The 24,991-nt window shown below is 60.8% G+C and carries 18 protein-coding genes; 5 read left to right on the forward strand and 13 right to left on the reverse strand.

Annotation, left to right across the window (positions count from 1 at the left end):
- Window positions 1-30 precede the first annotated feature (30 nt).
- The 7 genes from CD175_RS30235 to amaB all read right to left on the reverse strand — a co-directional run bounded on the left by CD175_RS30235 (window position 31) and on the right by amaB (window position 8,478).
- Window positions 31-747: an ABC transporter ATP-binding protein gene (locus CD175_RS30235; RefSeq protein ID WP_007979701.1), complete on the reverse strand. Its 717-nt coding sequence runs from the start codon at window positions 745-747 to the stop codon at window positions 31-33.
- Window positions 744-1,616: an ABC transporter ATP-binding protein gene (locus tag CD175_RS30240; RefSeq protein WP_104451543.1), complete on the reverse strand. Its 873-nt coding sequence runs from the start codon at window positions 1,614-1,616 to the stop codon at window positions 744-746. The genes CD175_RS30235 and CD175_RS30240 overlap by 4 nt, the downstream gene beginning before the upstream one ends.
- The gene (livM, locus tag CD175_RS30245) at window positions 1,613-2,896 is read right to left on the reverse strand and encodes a high-affinity branched-chain amino acid ABC transporter permease LivM (protein ID WP_104451544.1); all 1,284 of its coding nucleotides are present in this window, start codon (window positions 2,894-2,896) and stop codon (window positions 1,613-1,615) included. Before livM ends, CD175_RS30240 begins: the two co-directional genes overlap by 4 nt.
- Before the next feature lie 3 nt (window positions 2,897-2,899).
- Entirely contained in the window at window positions 2,900-3,814 is a 915-nt protein-coding gene (locus tag CD175_RS30250) for an ABC transporter permease subunit (protein WP_104451545.1), read from the reverse strand.
- Between the two features lie 250 nt (window positions 3,815-4,064).
- A complete protein-coding gene (locus CD175_RS30255) occupies window positions 4,065-5,198 on the reverse strand; it encodes an ABC transporter substrate-binding protein (protein WP_007979707.1) in 1,134 nt (377 codons plus the stop codon).
- A 364-nt stretch (window positions 5,199-5,562) separates the two neighbouring features.
- On the reverse strand, window positions 5,563-6,846 hold the full coding sequence (gene amaA / locus CD175_RS30260) for an L-pipecolate oxidase (protein WP_015093244.1): 1,284 nt from the start codon (window positions 6,844-6,846) through the stop codon (window positions 5,563-5,565).
- 141 nt (window positions 6,847-6,987) lie between these two features.
- Window positions 6,988-8,478, reverse strand: a complete 1,491-nt coding sequence (gene amaB / locus CD175_RS30270) for an L-piperidine-6-carboxylate dehydrogenase (RefSeq protein ID WP_104451547.1) — start codon at window positions 8,476-8,478, stop codon at window positions 6,988-6,990.
- 174 nt (window positions 8,479-8,652) lie between these two features.
- On the opposite strand from amaB, the gene CD175_RS30275 reads away from it, so the two are divergent.
- From CD175_RS30275 to nadE, 3 genes are all read left to right on the forward strand, one after another.
- Window positions 8,653-9,558 carry a LysR family transcriptional regulator gene (locus CD175_RS30275; protein WP_104451548.1) on the forward strand — a complete coding sequence of 302 codons (906 nt, stop codon included), beginning with the start codon at window positions 8,653-8,655 and terminating at the stop codon, window positions 9,556-9,558.
- 204 nt (window positions 9,559-9,762) lie between these two features.
- Window positions 9,763-10,989, forward strand: a complete 1,227-nt coding sequence (pncB, locus tag CD175_RS30280) for a nicotinate phosphoribosyltransferase (RefSeq protein WP_104451549.1) — start codon at window positions 9,763-9,765, stop codon at window positions 10,987-10,989.
- A gap of 4 nt (window positions 10,990-10,993) precedes the next feature.
- On the forward strand, window positions 10,994-11,821 hold the full coding sequence (gene nadE / locus CD175_RS30285; protein ID WP_104451550.1) for an NAD(+) synthase: 828 nt from the start codon (window positions 10,994-10,996) through the stop codon (window positions 11,819-11,821).
- 174 nt (window positions 11,822-11,995) lie between these two features.
- Here the strand turns inward: nadE and azu are convergent, their stop codons facing one another.
- A complete protein-coding gene (gene azu / locus CD175_RS30290; RefSeq protein ID WP_104451551.1) occupies window positions 11,996-12,442 on the reverse strand; it encodes an azurin in 447 nt (148 codons plus the stop codon).
- Window positions 12,443-12,786: 344 nt separating this feature from the next.
- Here azu and CD175_RS30295 point away from each other — a divergent pair, with 344 nt between their 5' ends.
- The gene (locus tag CD175_RS30295; protein WP_007973290.1) at window positions 12,787-13,374 is read left to right on the forward strand and encodes a cytokinin riboside 5'-monophosphate phosphoribohydrolase; all 588 of its coding nucleotides are present in this window, start codon (window positions 12,787-12,789) and stop codon (window positions 13,372-13,374) included.
- 68 nt (window positions 13,375-13,442) lie between these two features.
- Window positions 13,443-13,622, forward strand: a complete 180-nt coding sequence (locus CD175_RS30300; RefSeq protein ID WP_007973286.1) for a hypothetical protein — start codon at window positions 13,443-13,445, stop codon at window positions 13,620-13,622.
- Between the two features lie 226 nt (window positions 13,623-13,848).
- On the opposite strand, the gene CD175_RS30305 is transcribed toward CD175_RS30300, so the two are convergent.
- The 5 genes from CD175_RS30305 to dnaB form a co-directional block, all read right to left on the reverse strand.
- On the reverse strand, window positions 13,849-14,739 hold the full coding sequence (locus tag CD175_RS30305; protein ID WP_104451552.1) for a transglutaminase family protein: 891 nt from the start codon (window positions 14,737-14,739) through the stop codon (window positions 13,849-13,851).
- Window positions 14,739-17,225 carry a circularly permuted type 2 ATP-grasp protein gene (locus CD175_RS30310; protein ID WP_104451553.1) on the reverse strand — a complete coding sequence of 829 codons (2,487 nt, stop codon included), beginning with the start codon at window positions 17,223-17,225 and terminating at the stop codon, window positions 14,739-14,741. The genes CD175_RS30305 and CD175_RS30310 overlap by 1 nt, the downstream gene beginning before the upstream one ends.
- Window positions 17,226-17,313: 88 nt before the next feature.
- A complete protein-coding gene (locus tag CD175_RS30315; RefSeq protein WP_104451554.1) occupies window positions 17,314-20,586 on the reverse strand; it encodes a transglutaminase family protein in 3,273 nt (1,090 codons plus the stop codon).
- 372 nt (window positions 20,587-20,958) lie between these two features.
- A complete protein-coding gene (locus tag CD175_RS30320; RefSeq protein ID WP_104451555.1) occupies window positions 20,959-23,265 on the reverse strand; it encodes a YgiQ family radical SAM protein in 2,307 nt (768 codons plus the stop codon).
- 268 nt (window positions 23,266-23,533) lie between these two features.
- The gene (gene dnaB, locus CD175_RS30325) at window positions 23,534-24,931 is read right to left on the reverse strand and encodes a replicative DNA helicase (protein WP_095964704.1); all 1,398 of its coding nucleotides are present in this window, start codon (window positions 24,929-24,931) and stop codon (window positions 23,534-23,536) included.
- Window positions 24,932-24,991: the final 60 nt, after the last annotated feature.

Consider the following 24,991-nt stretch of genomic DNA (forward strand, 5'->3'; position numbering starts at 1 on the left):
GCGTCAGGGCGTTTTTTTGAACGTTGAGGATCAGTGTCCGCCGAGATAGGCGTTACGCACATCCTCGTTGACCAGCAGTTCCTTGCCGGTGCCGGTCATGCGGATCTCGCCGTTGACCATCACATACGCCCGGTCCGACAACCGCAGGGCGTGGTTGGCGTTCTGCTCCACCAGGAAGATGGTCATGCCGGTCTTGGCCAGTTCTCGCAGGGTCGCGAAGATCTGTTTCACCACGATCGGCGCCAGGCCCAGGCTCGGCTCATCCAGCAGCAACAACTTGGGCCGGCTCATCAGGGCGCGGGCGATGGCAAGCATCTGCTGCTCGCCACCGGACATGGTCATCGCCCGCTGGGTACGCCGCTCTTCGAGCCGCGGGAACAGCTCGAACATGCGTTGCATGTCTTCCTTGGCGTACTTGTCACCGATGGGGATGGTGCCCATCAGCAGGTTCTCCTCGACTGTCATGTCGGGGAACACCCGCCGCCCTTCCGGCGACTGCGCGATGCCGTTGGAGGCGATGTAGTGGGACGACTTGTGGGTAATGTCCACGCCCTGATAAAGGATCTGCCCGTCGGCGGCCCGTGGCTGGCCGAAGATCGACATCAGCAGGGTCGACTTGCCGGCACCGTTGGAGCCGATCAGGCTGACGGTCTCCCCTTCGTTGATGTGCAGCGAGACGCCTTTCAGGGCCTGGATCGGGCCGTAGAACACGTCCAGGTCCTTGAGTTCGAGGATGGGCTTGCTCATACCACCTCCTCTTCGTCGGCGCCCAGGTACGCGGCAATCACTTTCGGGTCGTGGCGGATGTCGTCGGGACCACCCTCGGCGATGACGATGCCGTGGTCCAGCACCACGATGTGGTCGGAAATACTCATTACCATGCCCATGTCGTGTTCGATCAGCACCACGGTCAGATCGTGCTCATCGCGCAGCAGCCGGATCATCGCGCTCAGCGCTTCGGTTTCCTGAGGGTTGAGGCCGGCGGCCGGTTCGTCGAGGCAGATGATCTGCGGACGGGTGCACATGGCGCGGGCGATTTCCAGGCGGCGCTGCTGGCCGTAGGACAGTTCACCGGCCAGGCGGTTGGCGCAATCCACCAGGTCCACCACTTCCAGCCAGTAGAAGGCATGGTCCAGCGCATCGCTTTCGGCCTTGCGATAGCCCTTGGTGTTGAGGATGCCGGCCAGCATGTTGCGGTTGACCCACATGTGCTGGGCCACCAGCAGGTTTTCCAGCACCGACATTTCCTTGAACAGGCGAATGTTCTGGAACGTCCGCGCCAGGCCGGCACGGTTCACCAGGTGGGTGCCGCCGAACATCTTGTAGCGTAACCGGGTGATGAAGCTTTTTGGCGAAACGAAATCGGTCGGTTTGAACGATTCGCCCAGCAACTTGATGACGTTGGTTTTTTGCCCGCGCACGTTCAGTTCGATCTTGCCGCCGGAGGCCTTGTAGAACCCGGTCAGGCAGTTGAACACCGTGGTCTTGCCGGCGCCGTTGGGGCCGATCAGGGCGAAGATCGAGTTGCGCTTGACCTTCAGGCTCACATCATTCAGCGCCTTGATGCCGCCGAAGTGCATCATCAGCTTCTCTACGGAGAGTACGACTTCGCTCATGGCGCTACTCCTTTACGCGGCGTCACACCGGTACGGCTGATCCGAATCAGTCCGCGCGGTCGCCAGATCATCATCAACACCATCAGGATGCCGAACAGCAGCACGCGGTACTCGGCGAAGCCACGCAGCAGTTCCGGGGCGACGGTCAGCACGAAGGCTGCAATCACCACGCCTATGGTCGAACCCATGCCACCCAGTACCACGATGGCGAGGATCAACGCCGACTCGAAGAAGGTGAACGAGGTCGGGTTGACGAAGCCCTGGTAGGTGGCGAAGAACACCCCGGCCAGACCGGCCGTCGAGGCACCGATGGTGAATGCCGAGAGCTTGACCAGTACGTGGTTCAAGCCCATGGAGCGGCAGGCGATTTCGTCTTCACGCAGGGCTTCCCAGGCGCGGCCGACTGGCATGCGGGTCAGGCGATGCTTGATGTACAGCACAGCCAGCACCACCAGGAACAGCACCGCGTAGATGAAGTAGTACTTCACGTCGGGGTTGTAGGCGATGCCGAAGAACTCATGGAACGGCACACCGCCGTCCTTGGCTCGCTTGCCGAACTCCAGGCCGAAGAAGGTCGGCAGCGGTGCCGGCATACCGTTCGGGCCGCCAGTCAGCGACAACCAGTTGTTGAGGATCAGGCGGATGATTTCACCGAAGCCCAGGGTCACGATCGCCAGGTAGTCACCGTGCAGGCGCAGCACCGGGAAACCGAGGATGCAACCGGCCAGGCCGGCGATGATCGCCGCCAGTGGCAACACCGTCCAGAAGCCCAGCCCGAGGTATTGGTAACCGAGTGCCAGGCCGTAGGCGCCGATGGCGTAGAACGCCACGTAACCGAGGTCGAGCAGGCCTGCCAGGCCGACCACGATGTTCAGTCCCAGCCCCAGCAGTACGTAGATCAGCCCGAGGATGACCACGCCCAGCAGGTAGGAGTTGGAGAAAAACGGCAGCGCCACGGCGATGACGATCATCAGCGGGATGATCCAGCGCAACCGCGACTTGTAGTCCGGCGCCAGCACATGCACCCCGGAGCCTGTCGTTTCAAAGCCTTCGAGGATTTTCAGGCCCTTGGCTGTCTGCAGGAACATGCTCAGGGCAAAACGTCCGGCCATGACGATCGCCACGATCCACGCCACCCGGGTGGTTTCCAGGTTGAAGCCATAGCCATCGAGAACGACGCCGACAATCGGCCCGAACACAATCAGGGCAATGAGGCCGGCAAGAATCGCGTCAACCAGACTTTTTTTGATATCAATGGTTTTTTTAGTGGTTGAAGACATCGCTTACACCTTCGACACAAGAGGACGGCCGAGCAGGCCTTGAGGCCGAAAGACCAGAACGAGGACCAACAGCGAGAAGCTGAAAACGTCTTTGTAGTCCGAGTTCACCAGACCGGAAAACAGCGACTCGGAAATCCCGAGAATGATCCCGCCGAGCATCGCCCCGGGCAGTGAGCCAATCCCGCCGAGCACCGCGGCGGTGAACGCCTTGATCCCGATGATGAAGCCGGCATAGAAGTCGAATGTGCCGTAGTTCATGGTGATCAGCACGCCGGCCAGGGCCGCCATCGCTGCACCGATGATGAACACGTAGGAAATCACCCGATCGGTGTTGATCCCCAGGATCGAAGCCATCTTGCGGTCTTGCTGGGTTGCACGGCACATGCGGCCGAGCTTGGTGTACTTGATGACGTAGGTCAGCAGGCCCATCCCGACGAACGCTGCGACCAGAATGAAGACCTTGGTGTAGGTCAACTGAACGAAACCGGTACCGATATCAACGCGCCAGGCACCCGTGAGCAAAGTCGGAACGCCTTGTTGCTTCGCGCCCTGGGAGATCTGTGCGTAGTTTTGCAGGATCAGGGAAATACCGATCGCACTGATCAGCGGTGCGAGTCGAGTGGAGTTGCGCAGGGGTTTGTAGGCGACACGCTCGATGACCCAGCCATACACCGCCGTAACGACGATGGTGAAGATCAGTGTGCCAAGCATCAGCAGCGGAAAGGATTCGATACCGAAGTAAGCCAGCAGAGCCAGACTGATTGCCGCGAGGTAAGCGGAAATCATGTAAACCTCGCCGTGGGCGAAGTTGATCATGCCGATGATGCCATAGACCATTGTGTAGCCGATGGCGATCAGGCCATAGACCGACCCGAGGGTCAGGCCGTTGACCAGTTGCTGCAGGAAAATACCATCCATAACGCAATCTCACGCAATGAGAACCTGCACATGTGGCTGTGCGGTTCTTCTAAGGAAAATACAGATATACGTCGGAGCAATGACACCCACGATCAGGCTGGCCACCACTGCCCCTTGTAGGAGCGAGCTTGCTCGCGAAGAACCTGAGGACAACGCGTTGAACCAGCAAGCACGCGTTATCGTTGACGTTTTTCGCGAGCAAGCCCGCTCCCACAAGGGGTCAGTGGGGTTCAGCCGATCGAGTCAGCCCTTACTTCTGTTTTTCCAGCTGGTGGTATTTGCCGTCCTTGTCCCACTGGTAAACCACGTAGTCGGAGACTTTCAGGTCGCCCTTGCTGTCCCAGGTCTTCTCGCCCATGACGGTCTTGACCGGGTTCTTCTTCAGCCATGCGGCCGCTTCTTCGCCCTTGTTGGACTTGGCGCCGTTGAAGGCTGCCGCCAGGGCCTGGACCGAAGCGTAGGCGTACAGGGTGTAGCCTTCAGGCTCGGTACCGGCCTTGCGGAAGGCGTCTACCACGGTCTTGCTGTCTGGCAGCAGGCGTGGGTCGGCGCCGAAGGTCATCAGCACGCCGTCAACGAATTGCGGACCGCCTGCGGTGGTCACCAGTTCGTCGGTCACGATGCCGTCGTCGGACATGAACTTGACGTCTTTCAGGCCTTGTTCACGCAGTTGACGCACCAGAGGACCAGCTTCCGGGTGCAGGCCACCGAAGTAGACGACGTCAGCGCCAGCGCCGCGGATCTTGGTCACGATGGTGCTGAAGTCTTTCTCGCCACGGGTCAGGCCTTCATACAGCACAGGCTTCACGCCACGCTTCTCAAGCTGAGCCTTGGTGGCATCCGCCAGGCCCTGACCGTAGGTGTCCTTGTCGTGCAGCACGACCACTTTCTTGCCCTTGAGCACGTCGACGATGTAGTCGCCGGCCACGATGCCTTGCTGGTCGTCACGCCCGCACATACGGAACATGGCGCTCAGGCCGCGCTCGGTCACAGCCGGGTTGGTGGAGCCAGGAGTGATGGCGATGATGCCTGCTTCGTCGTAGATCTCGGAGGCCGGGATGGTCGACGAGGAGCAGAAGTGACCGACCACGCCGGCGACTTTCTGGTTGGTCAGGTCCTTGGCGACCGTCACAGCCTGTTTCGGTTCACAGGCGTCATCGCCCTTGACCAATACGATTTTTTCCCCGTTGACCCCGCCCGACGCGTTGACCGCATCGGCCGCCGCTTGCGCACCCTTCATGTACTGTTCGCCAAATGCCGCGTTGGCGCCTGTCATTGGTCCCGCTACGCCGATCTTGATGTCAGCCTGAGCAAACGCAGAAACACCCAGCGCAGTTGCTACTGCGAGGGCCAGAAAGCCTTTCTTGTAAAACGTCTGGGACATGAGGTGGTGCTCCATGGTTTTTTTTAATTGGCACTGCGACTTCACTGAATGCTCAGAGCAAGGGCCGTGCCATCGGTTTTTTATTCTGAAAAAAGTCGCTGCTTTCTTGTTATTTCGACTGTTTCGGGCCCATTTTCATTGGGCGTGCAACCGTCTAAACCGCGGAAGGTAAAACCATTATTTTTTTGAGGCGCAACCCGCCTGCGCCATCATTGCAACCGCAGCTTTAAACGACGTGCAACCAGCCTGTAACAACGTGCGTCACCGAAGTGCACACTGCTGGTGCGAGACTGCTACAACCCGCACCACTACAGGCTAGCTGCAGATCGAAAAAGCGCCGCTTCCCCACTGCAAAAATCAACATTCAGATCACGATCCGCAAGCACTGGCCTGCGTGATACAGCGAGAATCCCGCCTCGTACAGACAGCTGCGCAACCCCACCCCGGCCAATGGCTGCATGGGCGCGAAAGGAATCGGTAGCGCTTGAGGATTTCCGTTACACAGGTAATCGGCAAAGGCCTTGCCGACCACCGTTCCCGTGGTCACGCCCCGCCCGTTGTAACCGGTGACTGCCACCAAACCGGGCGCTGGCTCGAACAGGCGCATCAAATGATCGGGGGTGAAGGCAATGCGACCGGTCCAGGTGCACTCCCATTCCACCGGCTTGAGGTACGGGAAATAGTGCTGCTGCACCCGGTCGGCCCAGGCCTTGAGGAACCAGGTCGGCTTCTGATTGCCATTACCCAGGCTGCCAAGCAACAGGCGACCGTCTTTATCCCGACGGATACTGCTGAGCACCTGTCGGGTGTCCCAGGAACCCTGGCCACCGGGCAGAATTTGCCGGGCGGCTTCTTCGGTCAGCGGCACCGAGGCCACCTGATAGTAATAACCGGGGAAGAAATTGCGCCGCAGTTCCGTCCAGTCGCCTTCGGTGTAGGCATTGGAGGCAATCACCACCTTCTCGGCCATCACCGAACCCTGGGCGGTTTGCACCGACCAGCGCTGGCCCTGGCGTTCGAGCCGGGTGACCGGGGAATGATCGAACAATTGACCGCCCAGGCCGATGGCCGCCTTGGCCAGCCCGGTGGTGTAGGCCATCGGGTTGAGCGTGCCAGCGCGGCGATCAAGCAGCGCAGCGGCGATTTTTTTGGTGCCGGTGGCTTGCTCGCAGGCCTGACCGGTGAGCAGCTCTACCGGCGCCCCACGGCGCTTCCATTGTTCTTCACGGCTGCGCAGGTCGGCTTCGCCACGGGCGTTGTGCGCCATGTGCAGCGTGCCTTCGCGGCGCAACTGGCAATCGATGTTGTATTTGTCGACAAGGCTGAACACCAGGGATGGCGCCGCGCCCAGCATGCGGTTGAGCTGGCTGCCGACCTCAGTGCCGAACCCGGCTTCGATCTCGTCCGGGGGAATCCACATCCCGGCATTGACCAGCCCGACATTGCGCCCCGAGCCACCATGGCCGGCGCGATGGGCCTCCAGCACACAAACGGTCTTGCCTTGCTCCAGCAGATGCACCGCCGCCGACAAACCGGTAAACCCGGCGCCGATGACGCAGACATCCACCGTGACCTCACCCTTGAGGGCCGAATTGTCCGGCCTCTGCGGCGTCAGTTTTTCCCACAGACACTCTTCGCGTAACGGCATTGCCAGACTCCAACAGAAACCTAACCAACACACAAATCACTGTAGGAGCGAGCTTGCTCGCGAAAAACGTCATGGCAACGCGTTTAAACAGCAAGCCCGCGTTATCGTTGACGATCATCGCGAGCAAGCTCGCTCCTACAATTAATCGAACGTGATGCCCTGCGCCAACGGCAACTCCAGTGAATAGTTCACGGTGTTGGTCTGGCGGCGCATGTAGCCGCGCCATGCATCGGAGCCGGATTCACGACCACCGCCGGTTTCTTTCTCGCCACCAAACGCGCCACCGATTTCCGCGCCGCTCGGGCCGATGTTGACGTTGGCGATGCCGCAGTCGCTGCCCACCGCCGACATGAACTGCTCGGCTTCACGCACGTCGGTGGTGAAGATGCACGAGGACAGGCCTTGTGGCACGGCGTTGTTCAGGCGCAGCGCTTCCTGGAAGTCGGTGTAGCCGACCACATACAGGATCGGGGCGAATGTTTCGTGGCAGACCACATCGCTCTGCTCCGGCATTTCGACGATGGCCGGCGACACGTAGTAAGCGTTCGGGAACTGGTCTTCCAACTGACGCTTGCCGCCGAAGACTTTGCCGCCTTCGCTCAAGGCCTGCTCCAGCGAATCCTGCATATTTTCGAAGCTTTGCTTGTCGATCAGCGGGCCGACCAAGTTGCCTTCCAGCGGGTGGCCGATACGCACTTTCGAGTACGCGGCTTTCAGGCGGGTGACGATTTCTTCTTTCACCGATTCATGAGCGATCAGTCGACGCAGGGTGGTGCAGCGCTGACCGGCGGTACCGACGGCGCTGAACAGGATCGCGCGAACGGCCATGTCCAGGTCGGCGCTCGGGCCGAGGATCATGGCGTTGTTACCGCCCAGTTCGAGAATGCTGCGGGCAAAGCGCGCGGCCACTTTCGGTGCCACTTCGCGGCCCATGCGGGTGCTGCCGGTGGCGCTGATCAGGGCTACACGTGGATCGTCCACCAGTGCCTCACCTGCATCGCGACCACCGATCACTACCTGGCACAAATTCGCAGGCGCATCGCTGAAGTTCTTCACGACGCGGTCGAACAGCGCCTGGCAAGCCAGCGCGGTGAGCGGGGTCTTTTCCGAGGGCTTCCACACCACAGGGTTGCCGCACACCAGTGCCAGCGTGGTGTTCCAGGCCCAGACCGCGACCGGGAAGTTGAACGCACTGATCACCCCGACAACGCCCAGCGGGTGCCAGGTTTCACGCATGTGGTGGCCAGGGCGCTCGGAAGCGATGGTCAAACCGTACAGTTGACGCGACAGGCCGACGGCGAAGTCGCAGATATCGATCATTTCCTGAACTTCACCCAGGCCTTCCTGAGTGATCTTGCCGGCTTCCCAGGACACCAACTCGCCGAGGTCGGCCTTGTATTCGCGCAGCACTTCACCGAATTGACGCACCAACTCACCACGGCGCGGTGCCGGAACCTTGCGCCACAGTTCGAACGCATGATCTGCGCGACTGATGTGCTGCTCGACCTCAGCCGCGCCTTCCCAGTTCACGGCGGCGATCCTGCTACCATCGACCGGCGAATGCACCGGCACTTTGCCGTTCTGGTACAGGGCCGGGTTCACACCTAGACGATCAAGCAATGCGGCAACCATGGGTCACTCCTCAAGCAAAAGACAGAACACGTGCAGCCGGAAAATCACGGCTGATCAGAGCTGTAGTTTTAGCTGCCCGGAGGTTACTCAACAAACGACCTTTAAGAGAGATATCATTCCGTTTATTCATGCAGTGCATTGCTGGCAATAAGAAACAAGAACCAAGGACCGCCCATGCTGAATAAACGCTACCTGCCATCGATCGCTGCGTTGCAGTGCTTCGAAGCCGTCACCCGGCACTTGAGCTTCACCCGGGCTGCCGAAGAGCTGAACCTGACCCAGAGCGCCGTGAGCAAACAGGTCGCACAACTCGAGGAGCTGTTGCAGCACCTGCTGTTCCGTCGGGTGCGCCGTCGCCTGCAGATGACGCCGGCCGGCGATCTGTACCTGGTTGAGGTGCGAAAAATCCTCACTCAGGTCGAGATGTCGACCCATTACCTGCGTTCCTACGGTGGCGAAACCGAAGTCCTGCGGGTTTCGACGCCGCCCACCTTCGGCGCGCGCTGGCTGGTACCGCGCCTGAAAGGCTGGCGTCTGCGGCACCCGTCGATCCATCTGGACCTGTGCAGCGAACAGGAAGCCGACGACCTGCTGCAAGGTCGCAGTGACCTGGCGTTCTACTTCGGCCAGGGCTCGCGGCCCGGCACCGAATGCCTGAAGCTGTTCGGCGAAGAGTTGGTGCCGGTGTGCGCCCCGGGTAGCCTGCCGGACACGCCGTTCACCGACCCGACGCAACTGACCGACCTGGTCCTGCTGCAAAACGCCTCCCGGCCCCAGGCCTGGCATGACTGGTTCGACCACCAGGGCTACCACACCGAGCACAGCTACCACGGCCCGCGTTTCGAAACCTTTTATATGTGCATCCGTGCCGCCCAGGTTGGCTGCGGCGTGGCGCTGCTACCGCGCTTTCTGGTGGAAGAGGAACTGGCCGATGGCAAGCTGGTCATTCCCTGGCAGCATGCAATGCCCAGCAGCGATGCCTATTACCTTGCATACCCGGAGCACTCGGCGGAAGTACCCAAGGTGCGGGACTTTGTGAAGTGGATGCTGGAGCAGGTTGATAGCCCGGAGGCGACCTGATGGGCGCCATCGCCTTGTAGGAGCTGGCTTGCCAGCGAAGAGGCCGGCACATTCAAAAACAATGTTGACTGAAAGTCCGCCTTCGCTGGCAAGCCAGCTCCTACAAGGGCCTGCCTTAGTCTAAAAAATGCTGGTAATCCTTGTCCGTGATATGCGCCACTAGCGCCATTGATCAATACCGCTGCAACGCTGGAGATTCCCGTTATGAGCGAGAGTGTGTTTGCCGATCGCATCGTGCAGAACCTGCTCGACACCGACTTCTACAAACTGACGATGATGCAGGCGGTGCTGCACAACTACCCCAACGTCGAAGTCGAATGGGAGTTTCGTTGCCGTAACGGCGAGGATTTGCGCCCGTACCTGGCGGAGATCCGTTTCCAGATCGAGCGCCTGGCCGAACTGAGCCTGAGCGCCGATCAATTGAGCTTTCTGGAACGCATCAGCTTCCTGAAGCCGGATTTCCTGCGCTTTCTCGGCTTGTTTCGCTTCAACCTGCGCTACCTCCACACCGGTATCGAAAATGGTGAGCTGGTCATCCGCCTGCGCGGCCCCTGGCTGCATGTGATCCTGTTCGAAGTGCCGCTGCTGGCGCTGGTCAGCGAGGTACGCAATCGCTATCGCTACCGCGAAGTCGTGCTGGAGCAGGCCCGCGAGCAGCTCTACCGCAAGTTCGACTGGCTGAGCGCCAACGCCAGCAGCGATGAATTGTCCGAGTTGCAGGTGGCCGACTTCGGCACGCGCCGCCGCTTCTCGTATCGCGTTCAGGAAGAAGTGGTGAATGTGCTCAAGCACGACTTCCCCGGACGCTTTGTCGGCACCAGCAACGTGCACCTGTCCCGGGAGCTGGAAATGAAACCGCTGGGCACCATGGCCCACGAATGGATCATGGCCCACCAGCAGCTCGGCCCGCGGCTGATCGACAGCCAGATCGCCGCACTCGATTGCTGGGTCCGCGAATACCGTGGCCTGCTGGGGATTGCCCTGACCGACTGCATCACCATGGATGCCTTCCTCGGCGATTTCGATCTGTTTTTCGCCAAGCTTTTCGACGGTTTGCGCCACGACTCGGGCGATCCGGTGGTCTGGGCGGAAAAAGCCATTGCCCACTATCACAAGCTCGGCATCGACCCGATGAGCAAGACGCTGACCTTCTCCGACAGCCTGACCCTGCCCAGGGCCCTGGAGATATTCCGAGCGCTGCGCGGTCGGATCAATGTCAGCTTCGGCATCGGCACCAACCTGACCTGTGACATTCCGGGTGTCGAACCGATGAGCATCGTGCTTAAAATGGCCGCCTGCAACGGCCAGCCGGTGGCAAAAATCTCCGACGAGCCCGGCAAGACGCACTGCAAAGACCCGAATTTCGTCGCGTACTTGCGACACGTTTTCCAAGTACCTGCCGCCCTTTCAAGTCCATCAAGCAAGGAGTGAATTCATGCAAGCCGTACAGCGTGAGATTGCTGAACAGCTCAAGGTCCAGCCGCCATTCGCCGACGAAGCCGCCCTTGAGGCCGAAGTCGCCCGGCGGGTGACCTTCATTCAGGACTGCCTGGTCAACTCCGGGCTCAAGACCCTGGTCCTGGGCATCAGTGGCGGTGTCGACTCCCTGACCGCCGGCCTGCTGGCCCAACGAGCCGTGCGTGAACTGCGCCAGCGCAGCGGTGATGCCGCGTACAAATTCATTGCCGTGCGCCTGCCCTACGAAACCCAGTTCGATGAACACGACGCCCAGGCTTCGGTGGATTTCATCAAGCCGGACGAGCGCCACACCGTGAACATCGGCCCGGCGGTCAAATCCCTGGCCAATGAAGTGGCGGCCTTCGAAGGCAAACATGCGGTGTCGGTGGACTTCGTGCTCGGCAACACCAAGGCGCGCATGCGCATGGTCGCCCAGTACACCATCGCCGGCGCGGCCCATGGCCTGGTGATCGGCACCGATCACGCGGCGGAAGCGGTGATGGGGTTCTTCACCAAGTTCGGTGACGGCGCCTGCGACCTGGCGCCACTGAGCGGCCTGGTGAAAAACCAGGTCCGCGCCATCGCCCGCAGCTTCGGCGCGCCGGAATCGCTGGTGGAAAAAGTCCCGACGGCCGACCTGGAAGACCTTTCGCCCGGCAAACCGGACGAAGCCTCCCACGGCGTGACCTACGCCGAGATCGACGCGTTCCTGCACGGCCATCCGGTGCGTGAGGAAGCGTTCAAGATCATTGTTGATACCTACAACAAGACCCATCACAAGCGTGTGATGCCGTTTGCGCCTTGAGGCGTGAGTGAATGAAAAAGCCCGCTGAAGAGTGATCCTCAGCGGGCTTTTCTTTGGCCAGCACATTTATTGATGCAGATGGCCCATTCGCGAGTAGGCTCGCTCCCACATTTGATCGCGGCCTAAATGTGGGAGCGAGCCTGCTCGCGAAGAACAATGACGCGGTTTACCTGATTACTTCAGGGTCACGGTGCCTTTCATCATCGAGATGTGGCCCGGGAACGAGCAGAAGAAACCGTATTTTTCCGCCGCATCGAGCTTCGACACATCGAAGGTCACCGAGTCTGTCTCGCCAGCGCCGATGATCTTGGTGTGGGCGATCACACGGGCGTCGCCTTCTTTCAGATAGTTCTTGTCGATGCCGGCGCTCAGGCCATCGGTGGCGATCGGCTGCATGTCGGCTTCTTTACTCAGCACCCAGTTATGGCCCATGACGTTCTTCGGCAAGCTGCCGGAGTGCTTGAGTTCCACGGTAAACGTCTTGCAGCTCTTGTCGATTTCAATGGCCTTCGTGTCGAAAGACATCTGGTCGGTGGAGTCGACAGTGACTTTGCACTCGGCAGCCATCAATTGGCTGCTGGCCAGTGTCAACAGGGATACCGCAACAAGTTTGGCAAACATGGTGAATCTCCAAGGCAGGGTTAGCGAAATCGCGAATAAACAGAAGACTGCCTGAAAACTTCGCAAGTTCATATGACTTGAATCAAAAATTGTATACAACTTTCGCGCTATGGCACCGATACGAAATATCTACCGGCCAAGTGTCTGGCCCGGGCCTATCATCAGGCCGTCCCCCTTCAAATGGAATGCCTGTCATGTCGATCAACAGCCTGTTGTGCAGTTTGCTGGCCGCCTACGCCTGCGGCGCCAGCGGTACGTACGAAACGCCAAAACACCAAGTCTAGCCCTTGGAGTGTCGCGCGCCTGCCTTTACTCTGTGGCCCTGATCGACCATGGAGCAAGGCATGTCTTTAACATCCGTTTGTGTATTTTGTGGCGCCAGCACCGGCACCCACCCGGCTTACCGCGAAGCAGCCGTGGCCCTTGGCCGGGCTCTGGCCGAACGCAAGCTGACCCTGGTGTATGGCGGTGGTGCCGTGGGCCTGATGGGAATCGTCGCCGATGCGGCCCTGGCGGCCGGCGGTGAAGTGATCGGCATCATCCCGCAAAGCCTCAAGGACAAGGAGATCGGCCACAGCGGCCTGACCCGCCTGGAAGTTGTCGATGGCATGCACGCGCGCAAGGCCCGGATGGCCGAACTCAGCGATGCCTTTATCGCGCTGCCCGGTGGCCTTGGCACCCTCGAAGAACTGTTCGAAGTCTGGACCTGGGGCCAACTCGGCTACCACGGAAAACCGCTGGGATTGCTGGAAGTGAACGGTTTCTACAGCAAATTGACGTCTTTTCTTGATCACATCGTCGGCGAAGGCTTCGTTCGCGGGCAGCACCGTGACATGCTGCAGGTGAGCGAATCGCCGCAAAACCTGCTCGATGCTCTGGATGCCTGGCAACCGTCCGTAGCGCCAAAGTGGGCCGAGCAAAAACCCAGCTAACGGCTCGGCACCGATACAGGGCAGAATATGCGCCGCTCAACCTCACCTTCGACCCCAGAGGATCGCCCATGGCTAAACCTAATTATTCCTTCGCCAAACGTCAGAGAGACTTGGCCAAGGAGCAGAAGAAAGAGGAAAAGCTTCAGCGCAAGAAAGCTACAGCTGAAGAAGCGGCACTGAACCCTGAGGGTGAAGTGGCGGCAGAAGACGATGTTGATGCACCGAAAGACTCGGCGCCCGACGCCTGAGAACCTCCGGGCCGGTTGATCTGATCTGGCCCACCGGATCTGTGTAATGGATTGGCAGCTTGGCTGCCGATCCTCACAGGCCGATCTGAAATACCCCTCTCCAGAATCGCTATACATTCCCCCCTTGTAGGAGCTGCCGCAGGCTGCGATCTTTTGACTTTGATTTTTAAAAAAACAAGATCAAAAGATCGCAGCCTGCGGCAGCTCCTACAAGGATCGGGGGGGGCTATTCCAGTGGCATCACGGTGACCCGAACTTCCGGGTCGTGGTTCCCTCCTCCCAGGATTACGCCCCGCAACGGCGACACATCGGAAAAATCCCGGCCCCAGGCCAGGGTGATGTGCTCCAGTGCCGGCTGCACATTGTTGGTCGGATCGAAATCCACCCACCCCAGCACCGGGCAAAACACCGATACCCAGGCGTGGGACGCATCGGCACCGATCAGCCGTGGCTGGCCCGGCGGTGGCTGGGTCAGCAGGTAGCCGCTGATGTAGCGCGCGGCCAATCCACGGGAGCGTACGCAAGCGAGCATCAGGTGAGCAAAGTCCTGACAGACCCCACGTCGGCGCTCCAGCACTTCCACCAATGGCGTCGCCACCTGGGTAGCTTCAGCATCGAAGGTGAATTCGCTGAAGATTTTCTCCATCAGCGCCTGCACGCCGAGCAACAACGGTCGACCGGGTGGAAAACAGCTTTGCGAGAACTCGACGAAGTTTCTCTTCAAATGCACATACGGCGATTCAAACCGGTATCGGCAGGCTTCGAGCAATTCTGGCGACAACGGTTGGCTGCTGTAGGTCAGCGCGCTTCGCGTATGTTCCCACGCCGGAGACCGGCTGAAGTCCGGCACAGGTCGGGACAACACTTCGATGGTGAGACTGGCGTTGACCAGCAACTCATCGTGGGGACGCTCGAACGCCAGCCGGGTCAGCGGATTGCCGAATACGTCCAGCTCATCGCGACGTGAGTTCGGCTGCGGACTGATCTGCAATTGCCGGTCGGTGCAGCGCTGCCAGGCACAAGGCCGCGGCCACAAATGCGCCAGTTGCTGGGCCAGGGACACCGGGCTGTCGTAGTGATAATGGGTGTCGTGGAAAATCTGGTAGCGGGCGCTCATCAGACGGACACCGTGCGCTGGCTGACATCGTCGACATGGGCAAAATGCCGTAGCGCCAGGCGATCGGAAACTTGCCCGCTGGCATCGGCGATCTCCTGCAACAGTGCCGCCAGCCCTTCGATGGCGGCGCGAACACTGGCGTCGCCGAACAGAGGGTTTTCCAGGCACCCCAGATCGAATCGCGCCAGACGCTCGACCAATTGCGGCAGTACAGTTTCACGCGGTACGCCAAAGTCGTCGTTGAGACGCTTGAGGGTGCGCGTCACCAGTTTCAACTGGAACAACACGGCGTGAGGGTTCTGCTCGTCGAGCAACAACAGGTCGAGCACCGGGACCAGTTGCGCGACCGCCAGATAGCGCGACCGGTAGGTGATGCTGCTGTTGCCCAGTTCCAGTAACCATTCCAGCCCGGCCTGATCGAAGACCCCGGTGCCTCGCAGGAACGCCGCCAGGCTGCCGCTGAGAAATTGCAGGCGCTCGATCCGCCGGCCAATCATCAGGAAACGCCAGCCTTCATCCCGGGTCATGTCGTCCAGGGCAAAACCGGACAGCGCCGCGAGGGACATCACCAGACGGTTGAGGAAATCCAGCAACTCGCCGAAGTCCGGTTCTTCGGTTTCCAGCTCCATGGCTTCGCGCTGCAACTCCACCAGCGCCTGCCAGTTTTCCCGCGAGAGCTTGCCGCGCACTTGCGAAGCGGCCCACTGCAAGCGTTGCAAGTTGGACCGCAGGCTGAACGGCCAGTCGTCACCGAGTAATGCTGCCAACAGGCGTTCGGGTAATTCGCCCTCATCGGGCAGCAGCATCAACCGTTCGCCGAGATCGACTGCGGCCTGCAAGGCTTGCGGGTCGTCGCCGTCGACATAGCGCGCGAGCATGATGCGCAGCAAACGGGCACTGTCGTCGCAACGTTCGCAGTAACGACCAAACCAGAACAGGTTTTCCACCACCCGCGATGGCAGATACGGATCGCGCCGCACCAGATCATGCACACCGATGTTGCGCTGGGCCTTCCATTGTTCGCCGCTGGGCGCACGATCGCCCAGGACCCAGGTGTCCTTGCTGGCGCCGCCGCGCTGCATCGACACCACTTCGGCATCGGCTTGCGCGGCGACCCGGGTCAAGCCACCGGGCAACACCCGATATCCCTCGCGGCTGGCCACCGCGTACACGCGCATGCCGATGGCCCGGGGTTGCAGTTGACCGTCTTCGGCTTGCCAGATCGGTGCCTGGGACAATTGCGCAAGTTCTTGCGCCACATAGGCATAAGGACGCGCTTGCATGCGCTCGGCGAGCTCCTGGCGCTGTTTTTCACTCAAGTCGCGGCCAAATACCGGTGCAAAGCTCTGGGACGGAAATGCCGGTTTGATCAGCAGTTCCGGCAGTTTTTCCAGGGCCTGGGCCAATACCGGCGCTTCACCGCACCACCAGGTGGCGATGGACGGCAGGATCAATTCTTCGCCGAACAGGAATTGATTGATCTTCGGCAGGAAACCCAACAAACCTGGCGACTCCAGCACACCACTGCCGAGCGCGTTGGCTACCAGCACACGCCCCTGCCGCACCGCTTCCAGCAGGCCCGGCACGCCGAGGGCCGAATCAGTGCGCAGTTCCAGCGGGTCGCAGAAGTCATCGTCGAGCCGACGCATGATCGCGTGCACCCGCCGCAGCCCACTCAGGGTCTTCAGGTAGACAGTGGCATCGCGCACCGTCAGGTCACCGCCCTCCACCAGCGGATAACCGAGCTGTCGAGCCAGGTACAGATGTTCGAAATAGCTTTCGTTGAAACGTCCTGGTGTCAGCAGCACCACCAAAGGCGCATCCCCGTCACTCGGGGCCTGACGGACCAGGGTTTCCTGCAAGGTGCGGAAGAACCCGGCCAAGTGCTGCACTTTCATATCGCGGTACAGCTCGGGAAAGGCCCGGGACACGATGGTGCGGTTTTCCAGCGCATACCCGGCACCCGAAGGCGCCTGGGTACGGTCCGCCGTGACCCACCAGCGGCCATCGGGTGTGCGCGCCAGATCCACGGCATACAGATGCAGAAAGGCCCCGTCAGGCGGGCTGATGCCCTGACAGGGCCAAAGGAAATTGTTGTGACCGAACACCAGCTCGGCGGGCAGCAGCCCCTCGGCAATCAGCCGTTGCGGACCGTAAAGGTCAGCCAGCACGGCATTGAGCAAACGCGCCCGCTGCGCGACTCCGGCCGACAACTGCTGCCAATCATCAGCCGCGATGACGTGGGGTAGCAGGTCCAGCTCCCACGGCCGGTCAGCGCCCTTGGGGTCGGCATAGACGTTATAGGTAACGCCGTTTTCCTGGATCTGCCGGGTCAACAGGGCCTGACGCTGCACCAGTTGTGCCGGCGTGCTGCGTTGCAACTGCTCGAACAGCCGGCGCCAGTGCGGGCGCACGGCGCCACTGGCGTCGAGCAGTTCGTGATAGGTGCCCGCCGTCAGCGGGTAGCGGTCTAGCAGGTCAGGCATGGAAAGCTCGGCAGACAGCAATGATCGGTCAGACTAGCGCAGGCTCGTGACGCCCGGATATACGAAAAATCCGAGCGTCGCGGACGGTTTAGAAACGTCGTAAATCGAGCGTCATCGGTAGCTCATCGTTAATGTCCAGATGGGGTACGGGCAGTTTCCCCGGCGTGTGTCCGATGCGGAAGAAGCGCGCCATCCGCCGGCTCTCGGCCTCGTTGGCATTGACCGGCAAGCTGTCGTAATTGCGCCCGCCCGGATGGGCGACGTGGTACTGGCAGCCGCCCAGCGAACGCTGCATCCAGGTATCGAGCAGGTCAAATACCAGCGGCGCGTGAACCGGGATAGTCGGCTGCAGGCAGTTGGCCGGTTGCCAGGCACGAAAACGCACGCCCGCGACGAATTCGCCTACACGCCCAGTGGGCTGCAATGGAACAGGAATACCGTTGCAGGTCAGCAGGTAACGCTGGGGCGGCAAGCCGCTGAGCTTGACCTGCAAACGCTCCAGCGATGAATCCACGTAACGCACCGTGCCGCCCATGGCGCCCTCTTCACCCAGCACGTGCCAGGGCTCGAGCGCCTGGCGCAGTTCCAGGGCAATACCACTGACGGCGTAATCGCCCACCTTGGGAAAACGGAACTCCAGATGCGCGGCGAACCATTCAGCCCGTACCGGATAACCGGCGGCGTTGAGGTCGACGATGACATCGGCAAAATCCTGCTCGATAAAGTGCGGCAACAGGAAGCGATCGTGCAGTTCCGTGCCCCAGCGCGCCAGTTTTGGCGGTGCATAGGGCTCGCGCCAAAACCGTGCCACCAGCGCCCGCAGCAACAATTGTTGCGCCAGGCTCATGCGGGAATGGGGCGGCATCTCAAATGCCCGCAGCTCCAGCAATCCGAGGCGGCCGGTGGCGCCGTCCGGCGAATAGAGTTTGTCGATGCAGAACTCGGCGCGGTGGGTGTTGCCGGTGACATCGATCAGCAGGTTGCGCAGCAGTCGATCCACCAGCCATGGCGGACACTCCTCACCCGCTTCAGGCATCTGCGCGAAGGCGATTTCCAGTTCGTACAAGGCATCGTTGCGCGCTTCGTCGACGCGGGGCGCCTGGGACGTCGGGCCGATGAACAGTCCGGAAAACAGGTAGGACAAGGACGGGTGGTTGTGCCAGTAGCTGATCAGGCTGCGCAGCAGATCCGGGCGACGCAGAAACGGCGAGTCCCCCGGGGTCGCGCCACCCAGCACGAAATGGTTACCGCCGCCCGTACCGGTGTGCCGGCCGTCGATCATGAATTTCTCGGTGGTCAGGCGGGTCTGGCGCGCTTCTTCGTAGAGGAACTCGGTGCGTTCGACCAATTCATCCCAAGTCGCGGACGGCTGCACGTTGACCTCGATCACCCCCGGGTCCGGGGTGATGCGGAAGTTGCTCAGGCGGGGATCGCTCGGCGGCTCATAGCCCTCCAGCAATACCGGGCACATCAGTTCCTCAGCGGTGGCTTCGATGGCCGCGACCAATTCGAGATAATCCTCCACCCGCTCCAGCGGCGGCATGAACAGGTACAACCGGCCTTCCCGCGCCTCGGCACAGAAGGCCGTGCGGGTCAGCCAGTCGGCGGATTCGTCGATTTTGGGCGCGCGCTCTTCTGCGACTGCTGCGCCCTGCCTCTGAAGCTGGCCGGTGTCAGGCAGCGGCGGGAACGCCTGATTCGGATCTTGCGCATGAATGAATGGATATTCCGCCGCTTTCACCCAGGGTTGCGACCCCAGCGGCAAGCGATAGCCCAGCGGCGAGTCTCCCGGCACCAGTCGGCAGTGCTCGTCGCGCAGATACCAGCGGCCGCTCTGCCACTGATCGCCCTTGGCGGTGCGCGCCAGCGGCAGAACCTGGCCAATCACCTTGTCCAACCCCTGGCTGAACACTTTGCGCAGACGTGCCCGCTCCAGCGGCTCCTCCAGACGGGAATCTTCGGCGCTGACGTTTTGCGGCAGCATCCCTTCGCGCCAGAGGTAATAGAAATTGTCTTCGTAGGCTGGAAAAACGAAGCGTGTCGGAAGTTTCAGGCGTTCGGCGACACTCGCCAGAAAACGTCCGGCCAGCGCGCCATCGGCGCCGTAGTCTTGTTGTTCGTCGGCGATCAGCGCGCTGTTGTGCCAGATCGGCACGCCGTCGCGGCGCCAGTAACAATTGAGCGACCAGCGCGGCAGTTGCTCGCCGGGGTACCACTTGCCTTGCCCGAAATGCACCAGCCCATTGGGCGCGTAGTGTTTACGCATGCGCTGGAACAGTTCGGCGGACAACCGCCGTTTATCCGGCCCCAGTGCCGCGGTATTCCACTCGGCGCCGTCCGGGTCATCGATGGACACAAAGGTCGGCTCGCCGCCCATGGTCAGGCGCACATCGCCTTCCAGCAAGTCGGCATCGATCTGTCGGCCCAGGGCTTGAATTGCCAGCCACTGGTCTTCGGTGTAGGGCTTGGTGACCCGTGGCGCCTCCCAAATCCGCTCCACGGACATTTCGTGGCTGAACTCGCACTCGCACGGTTCCACCAGGCCACTGATCGGCGCCGCAGAAGACGGATCGGGACTACAAGCCAACGGAATATGTCCTTCACCGGCAAACAGCCCGGAGGTTGCGTCCAGGCCGATCCAGCCGGCACCGGGCAAGTACACCTCGCACCAGGCGTGCAGGTCGGTGAAATCCACTTCGGTGCCGGACGGACCGTCGAGACTTTTGACGTCGGCGGTCAGCTGGATCAGGTAACCCGACACGAAGCGCGCTGCCAGCCCCAGGTTACGCAGCAGTTGCACCAACAACCATGCCGAGTCGCGGCAGGAACCCGAGGCGTGTTCGAGGGTGTGTTCCGGCGTCTGCACGCCGGGCTCCATGCGAATCAGGTAGTCGATGTCTTCGCTCAGGCGCTGGTTGAGCGCGACGAGGAAGTCCACGGCGGGCAACGGTGTGCGGTCGATGCCGTCCAGATAGGCCTTGAATTTCGGCGTCAGCGGCAGGGTTTCCAGGTACGGCGCCAGTTCCTTGCGCTCATCTGCGGCATACGTGAAGGGGATCTTTTCCGCGTAGGGTTCGAGGAAGAAGTCGAACGGATTGAAGATCGCCATCTCCGCCAGCAGATCGACCTCGATCCGCAGCTCTTCGGTTTTTTCCGGGAACACCAGCCGCGCCAGGTAATTGCCCTGAGGGTCCTGCTGCCAGTTGATGAAGTGCTGCTCGGGCGAGACTTTCAGCGCATAAGACAGAATCCGCGTGCGGCTGTGGGCGGCAGGACGCAGGCGAACAATCTGCGGACCCAGCTCGACAGCGCGGTCATAGCGGTAATGCGTGACATGGTGCAATGCGACATGAATCGACACGGCGTGCCTCCTGCGAGCCTTGAGCGTATGGGAAAGCGCGCAAGACTTATGCCATCGCGCATTACTGGCGCTTTCTTCGGTTGCCTGAGGCAGTACAGCACCAAAACCGGGCGATGCAGGAAAATGGGTTGATTATGTTGCACGTAAATGTGGCGAGTGGGGTTTCGCCTGGGAAGCTCTTTGGTGAATGTACCGCCCTCTTCGCGAGCAGACTCGCTCCCACAGGAGAAATGCATTTCATTGTGGGAGCGAGCCCGCTCGCGAAGAGGCCAGTTGCCATAACCCACTCTCGGGCTGTGATACAGCTTTTACTCTTCCCGGAATGCAAAACGCCAACCCGAAGGTTGGCGTTCTGTTCAGCGCAGGCGAGGTTTAGCGCGGGACGACCGGTTTGCGAGCCGGCTTCGGCCCCTTGCCCTTGGCCGCGTCCTTGCGCTCCTTGGCCGCCTGCTGGTTGCGGGCGAACGCCGCCGCCTTGGCCTGTTCGCGTTTGTCCCACGGGTTGCCGCCATCGCTGGCACGCGGTGGCAGGCCAGTGTGCTGGGTGAGGATCTTGGTGGTCTTCTCTTTCGCGGCCACTTTATGGCTGCCGGCCGGCGTCGAGTTCTTGCGACGGGCGCTCTGGTAGCTGTCAGTCGATGGCTGGTGCAAAGGAATCAATTGGTTCTTGCCCGGCCCGATCAGGTCGGCGCGGCCCATGCGGGTCAGTGCTTCACGCAGCATCGGCCAGCCTTTCGGGTCGTGATAACGCAAGAACGCCTTGTGCAGACGACGCTGCTCCTCGCTCTTGACGATGGTCACCGCGTCACTCTTGTAGGTGACCTTGCGCAGCGGGTTCTTGCCCGAGTGGTACATCGCGGTGGCGGTGGCCATCGGCGACGGGTAGAACGCCTGCACCTGGTCGGCACGGAAACCGTTGCCCTTGAGCCACAGGGCCAGGTTCATCATGTCTTCATCGGTGGTGCCCGGGTGGGCGGCGATGAAATACGGAATCAGGTACTGCTCCTTGCCCGCTTCCTTGGAGTACTTCTCGAACATGCGCTTGAACTTGTCATAGCTGCCGATGCCCGGTTTCATCATCTGGTTGAGCGGACCTTCCTCGGTGTGTTCCGGGGCGATCTTCAGGTAGCCGCCGACGTGGTGGGTCACCAGCTCTTTAACGTATTCCGGCGACTCGACCGCGAGGTCATAACGCAAGCCGGAAGCGATCAGGATCTTCTTCACACCCGGCAATTCACGGGCACTGCGGTACAGCTGGATCAGCGCCGAGTGGTCGGTGTTCAGGTTCGGGCAGATACCCGGGAACACGCACGATGGCTTGCGGCACGCGGATTCGATTTCCGGGCTCTTGCAGGCGATGCGGTACATGTTCGCGGTCGGGCCACCGAGGTCGGAGATCACGCCGGTAAAACCGGGAACCTTGTCGCGAATTTCTTCGATTTCGCGAATGATCGACTCGTGGGAACGGTTCTGGATGATCCGCCCTTCGTGCTCGGTGATCGAGCAGAAGGTGCAGCCGCCGAAGCAGCCACGCATGATGTTCACCGAGAAACGGATCATGTCGTAGGCCGGGATTTTCTCCTTGCCATACGCCGGGTGCGGAATGCGGGCGTAAGGCATACCGAACACGTAGTCCATTTCTTCGGTGGTCATCGGAATCGGTGGCGGGTTGAACCAGACATCGACTTCGCCGTGCTTCTGCACCAGCGCGCGGGCGTTGCCCGGGTTGGTTTCCAGGTGCAACACACGGTTGGCGTGGGCGTAGAGCACCGCGTCGTTGCGGACCTTTTCCACCGACGGCAGACGGATCACGGTCTTGTCGCGGGTCATGCGCGGGCTCGCCAGGATCTGTACGACCTTGGCTTCCTGCGGATCTTCAACCGGCCCCTTTTCCTGCTCGATGGCACAGGCCTGGGTGTCCTGGGTGTTCACGTACGGGTTGATGATCTTGTCGATCTTGCCCGGACGGTCGATGCGCGTGGAATCGACCTCGTACCAGCCTTGCGGCGTGTCACGACGGATGAACGCCGTCCCGCGCACGTCGGTGATGTCTTCGATCTTGTGACCGTAGGACAGACGCTGGGCGACCTCGACGATCGCGCGCTCGGCGTTGCCATAGAGCAGGATGTCGGCGCTGGCGTCGATCAGGATCGAGTTGCGCACGCGGTCCTGCCAGTAGTCGTAGTGAGCGATGCGGCGCAGCGACGCTTCGATGCCGCCGAGCACGATCGGCACGTGCTTGTAGGCTTCCTTGCAGCGCTGGCTGTAGACCAGGCTGGCGCGGTCCGGACGCTTACCCGCCATGCCACCTGGCGTGTAGGCATCGTCGGAACGGATTTTCTTGTCCGCGGTGTAGCGGTTGATCATCGAGTCCATGTTGCCGGCCGCGACACCGAAGAACAGGTTCGGCTCGCCGAGCTTCATGAAGTCGTCTTTGGACTGCCAGTTCGGCTGGGCAATGATCCCGACGCGGAAGCCCTGGGACTCCAGCAGCCGGCCGATGATCGCCATGCCGAACGACGGGTGATCGACGTAGGCATCACCGGTGACGATGATGATGTCGCAGGAATCCCAGCCGAGCTGATCCATCTCCTCCCTGCTCATTGGCAGGAACGGCGCTGGCCCGAAACATTCGGCCCAGTACTTGGGATAGTCAAATAACGGCTTGGCTGCTTGCATGTCGATAACCGGTGTTGGCTTTCATTGAATTTCGCGGGCGCGGAATATAGCACAAATTTTGACCAATTCCGACGGCTGTGGTCGGAAATTGGTGGAAGCTCTGGCACACGCAACCCATGTGGCGAGGGAGCTTGCTCCCGCTCGACTGCGAAGCAGTCGCAAAACCAGCAAATGCGGTGTGTCTGAATCAGTACCGTTGCAGGTATTGGGGCTGCTGCGCAGCCCAGCGGGAGCAAGCTCCCTCGCCACAGAGGCCCCGCATCAACAGTTACTCGTCGTCGTCGAAGTTATAGCTGCCCGGCGCGAGGTTCTCGAATCGGGTGTACTTACCGATAAAGGCCAGGCGGATAAAGCCGATCGGCCCGTTCCGCTGCTTGCCGATGATGATCTCGGCAATGCCCTTGTGCTCGGTTTCCGGGTGATACACCTCGTCGCGGTACACGAACATGATCACGTCGGCGTCCTGCTCGATCGCTCCGGATTCCCGCAAGTCGGAGTTCACCGGGCGTTTGTTTGGCCGCTGTTCCAGGGAGCGGTTGAGCTGCGAGAGCGCCACCACCGGGCAGTTGAATTCCTTGGCCAGGGCTTTCAGGGATCGGGAGATCTCGGAAATCTCGTTGGTCCGGTTGTCACCGCTTGAACCCGGGATCTGCATCAGCTGCAGGTAGTCGATCATGATCAGGCCGACATCACCGTGTTCGCGCACCAGACGGCGAGTTCGGGCGCGCATTTCCGACGGACTGATGCCCGCGGTATCGTCGATGAACAGCTTGCGGTCGTTGAGCAGGTTGACCGCCGAGGTCAGGCGCGGCCAGTCGTCGTCTTCCAACTGACCGGAACGCACCTTGGTCTGGTCGATGCGGCCGAGGGAAGACAGCATACGCATGATCAGCGATTCGCCTGGCATCTCGAGGGAGTACACCAGGACGGCCTTCTCGCTGCGCAGCACGGCGTTTTCCACCAGGTTCATCGCAAAGGTGGTTTTACCCATGGACGGACGGCCGGCGACGATGATCAGGTCGGCCGGTTGCAGGCCGCTGGTTTTCTCGTCGAGGTCGGTGTAGCCGGTGGACAGGCCGGTGATGGCGTTGTCGGTATTGAACAGGGTGTCGATGCGGTCGATGGCCTTGGTCAGCAGGTCGTTGACGCCCACCGGGCCACCGGTTTTTGGCCGCGCTTCGGCAATCTGAAAGATCTGGCGCTCGGCTTCGTCGAGAATCTCGGCGGCGGTACGGCCTTCCGGATTGAAAGCGCTATCGGCGATTTCGGTGCTGATGCCGATCAATTGACGCAATGTCGCCCGTTCGCGAACGATCTGCGCATAGGCCTTGATGTTGGCGACGGACGGCGTATTTTTCGCCAGTTCGCCGAGGTAACCGAGGCCGCCGACCTGTGAAGTCTGACCTTCCTTGTCCAGTTGCTCGGACAGGGTCACGACGTCGATCGGCATGTTCTGATCGGCCAATTTGGCGATCGCACGGAAAATCAGACGGTGGTCATGCCGATAGAAATCGCCGTCGGAGACCTGATCGAGCACGCGCTCCCAGGCGTTGTTGTCCAGCATCAGACCACCGAGCACAGCCTGTTCGGCCTCGATGGAATGCGGCGGCACCTTCAGCGCGGCGGTTTGCAGGTCGTATTGCTCGGGAGCTAAGATTTCGTTCATGGCCACTTGGTTTTTTTTGGAAAGCAGGAATGTAAAAACTGGGATGCCAGAAAGACAAAG

The sequence above is a fragment of the Pseudomonas laurylsulfatiphila genome (assembly GCF_002934665.1).
GTDB classification, from domain to species: Bacteria; Pseudomonadota; Gammaproteobacteria; order Pseudomonadales; family Pseudomonadaceae; genus Aquipseudomonas; species Aquipseudomonas laurylsulfatiphila.

Bases quoted from the DNA above. Each gene is read 5' to 3' on its own strand.
- CD175_RS30235 (WP_007979701.1), bottom strand. From the start codon at position 747: ATGAGCAAGCCCATCCTCGAACTCAAGGACCTGGACGTGTTCTACGGC.
- azu (WP_104451551.1), bottom strand. From the start codon at position 12,442: ATGTTTGCCAAACTTGTTGCGGTATCCCTGTTGACACTGGCCAGCAGC.
- CD175_RS30250 (WP_104451545.1), bottom strand. From the start codon at position 3,814: ATGGATGGTATTTTCCTGCAGCAACTGGTCAACGGCCTGACCCTCGGG.
- CD175_RS30305 (WP_104451552.1), bottom strand. From the start codon at position 14,739: ATGAGCGCCCGCTACCAGATTTTCCACGACACCCATTATCACTACGAC.
- nadE (WP_104451550.1), top strand. From the start codon at position 10,994: ATGCAAGCCGTACAGCGTGAGATTGCTGAACAGCTCAAGGTCCAGCCG.
- livM (WP_104451544.1), bottom strand. From the start codon at position 2,896: ATGTCTTCAACCACTAAAAAAACCATTGATATCAAAAAAAGTCTGGTT.
- CD175_RS30255 (WP_007979707.1), bottom strand. From the start codon at position 5,198: ATGTCCCAGACGTTTTACAAGAAAGGCTTTCTGGCCCTCGCAGTAGCA.
- amaB (WP_104451547.1), bottom strand. From the start codon at position 8,478: ATGGTTGCCGCATTGCTTGATCGTCTAGGTGTGAACCCGGCCCTGTAC.
- dnaB (WP_095964704.1), bottom strand. From the start codon at position 24,931: ATGAACGAAATCTTAGCTCCCGAGCAATACGACCTGCAAACCGCCGCG.
- pncB (WP_104451549.1), top strand. From the start codon at position 9,763: ATGAGCGAGAGTGTGTTTGCCGATCGCATCGTGCAGAACCTGCTCGAC.
- CD175_RS30310 (WP_104451553.1), bottom strand. From the start codon at position 17,225: ATGCCTGACCTGCTAGACCGCTACCCGCTGACGGCGGGCACCTATCAC.
- CD175_RS30320 (WP_104451555.1), bottom strand. From the start codon at position 23,265: ATGCAAGCAGCCAAGCCGTTATTTGACTATCCCAAGTACTGGGCCGAA.
- CD175_RS30275 (WP_104451548.1), top strand. From the start codon at position 8,653: ATGCTGAATAAACGCTACCTGCCATCGATCGCTGCGTTGCAGTGCTTC.
- CD175_RS30300 (WP_007973286.1), top strand. From the start codon at position 13,443: ATGGCTAAACCTAATTATTCCTTCGCCAAACGTCAGAGAGACTTGGCC.
- amaA (WP_015093244.1), bottom strand. From the start codon at position 6,846: ATGCCGTTACGCGAAGAGTGTCTGTGGGAAAAACTGACGCCGCAGAGG.
- CD175_RS30295 (WP_007973290.1), top strand. From the start codon at position 12,787: ATGTCTTTAACATCCGTTTGTGTATTTTGTGGCGCCAGCACCGGCACC.
- CD175_RS30240 (WP_104451543.1), bottom strand. From the start codon at position 1,616: ATGAGCGAAGTCGTACTCTCCGTAGAGAAGCTGATGATGCACTTCGGC.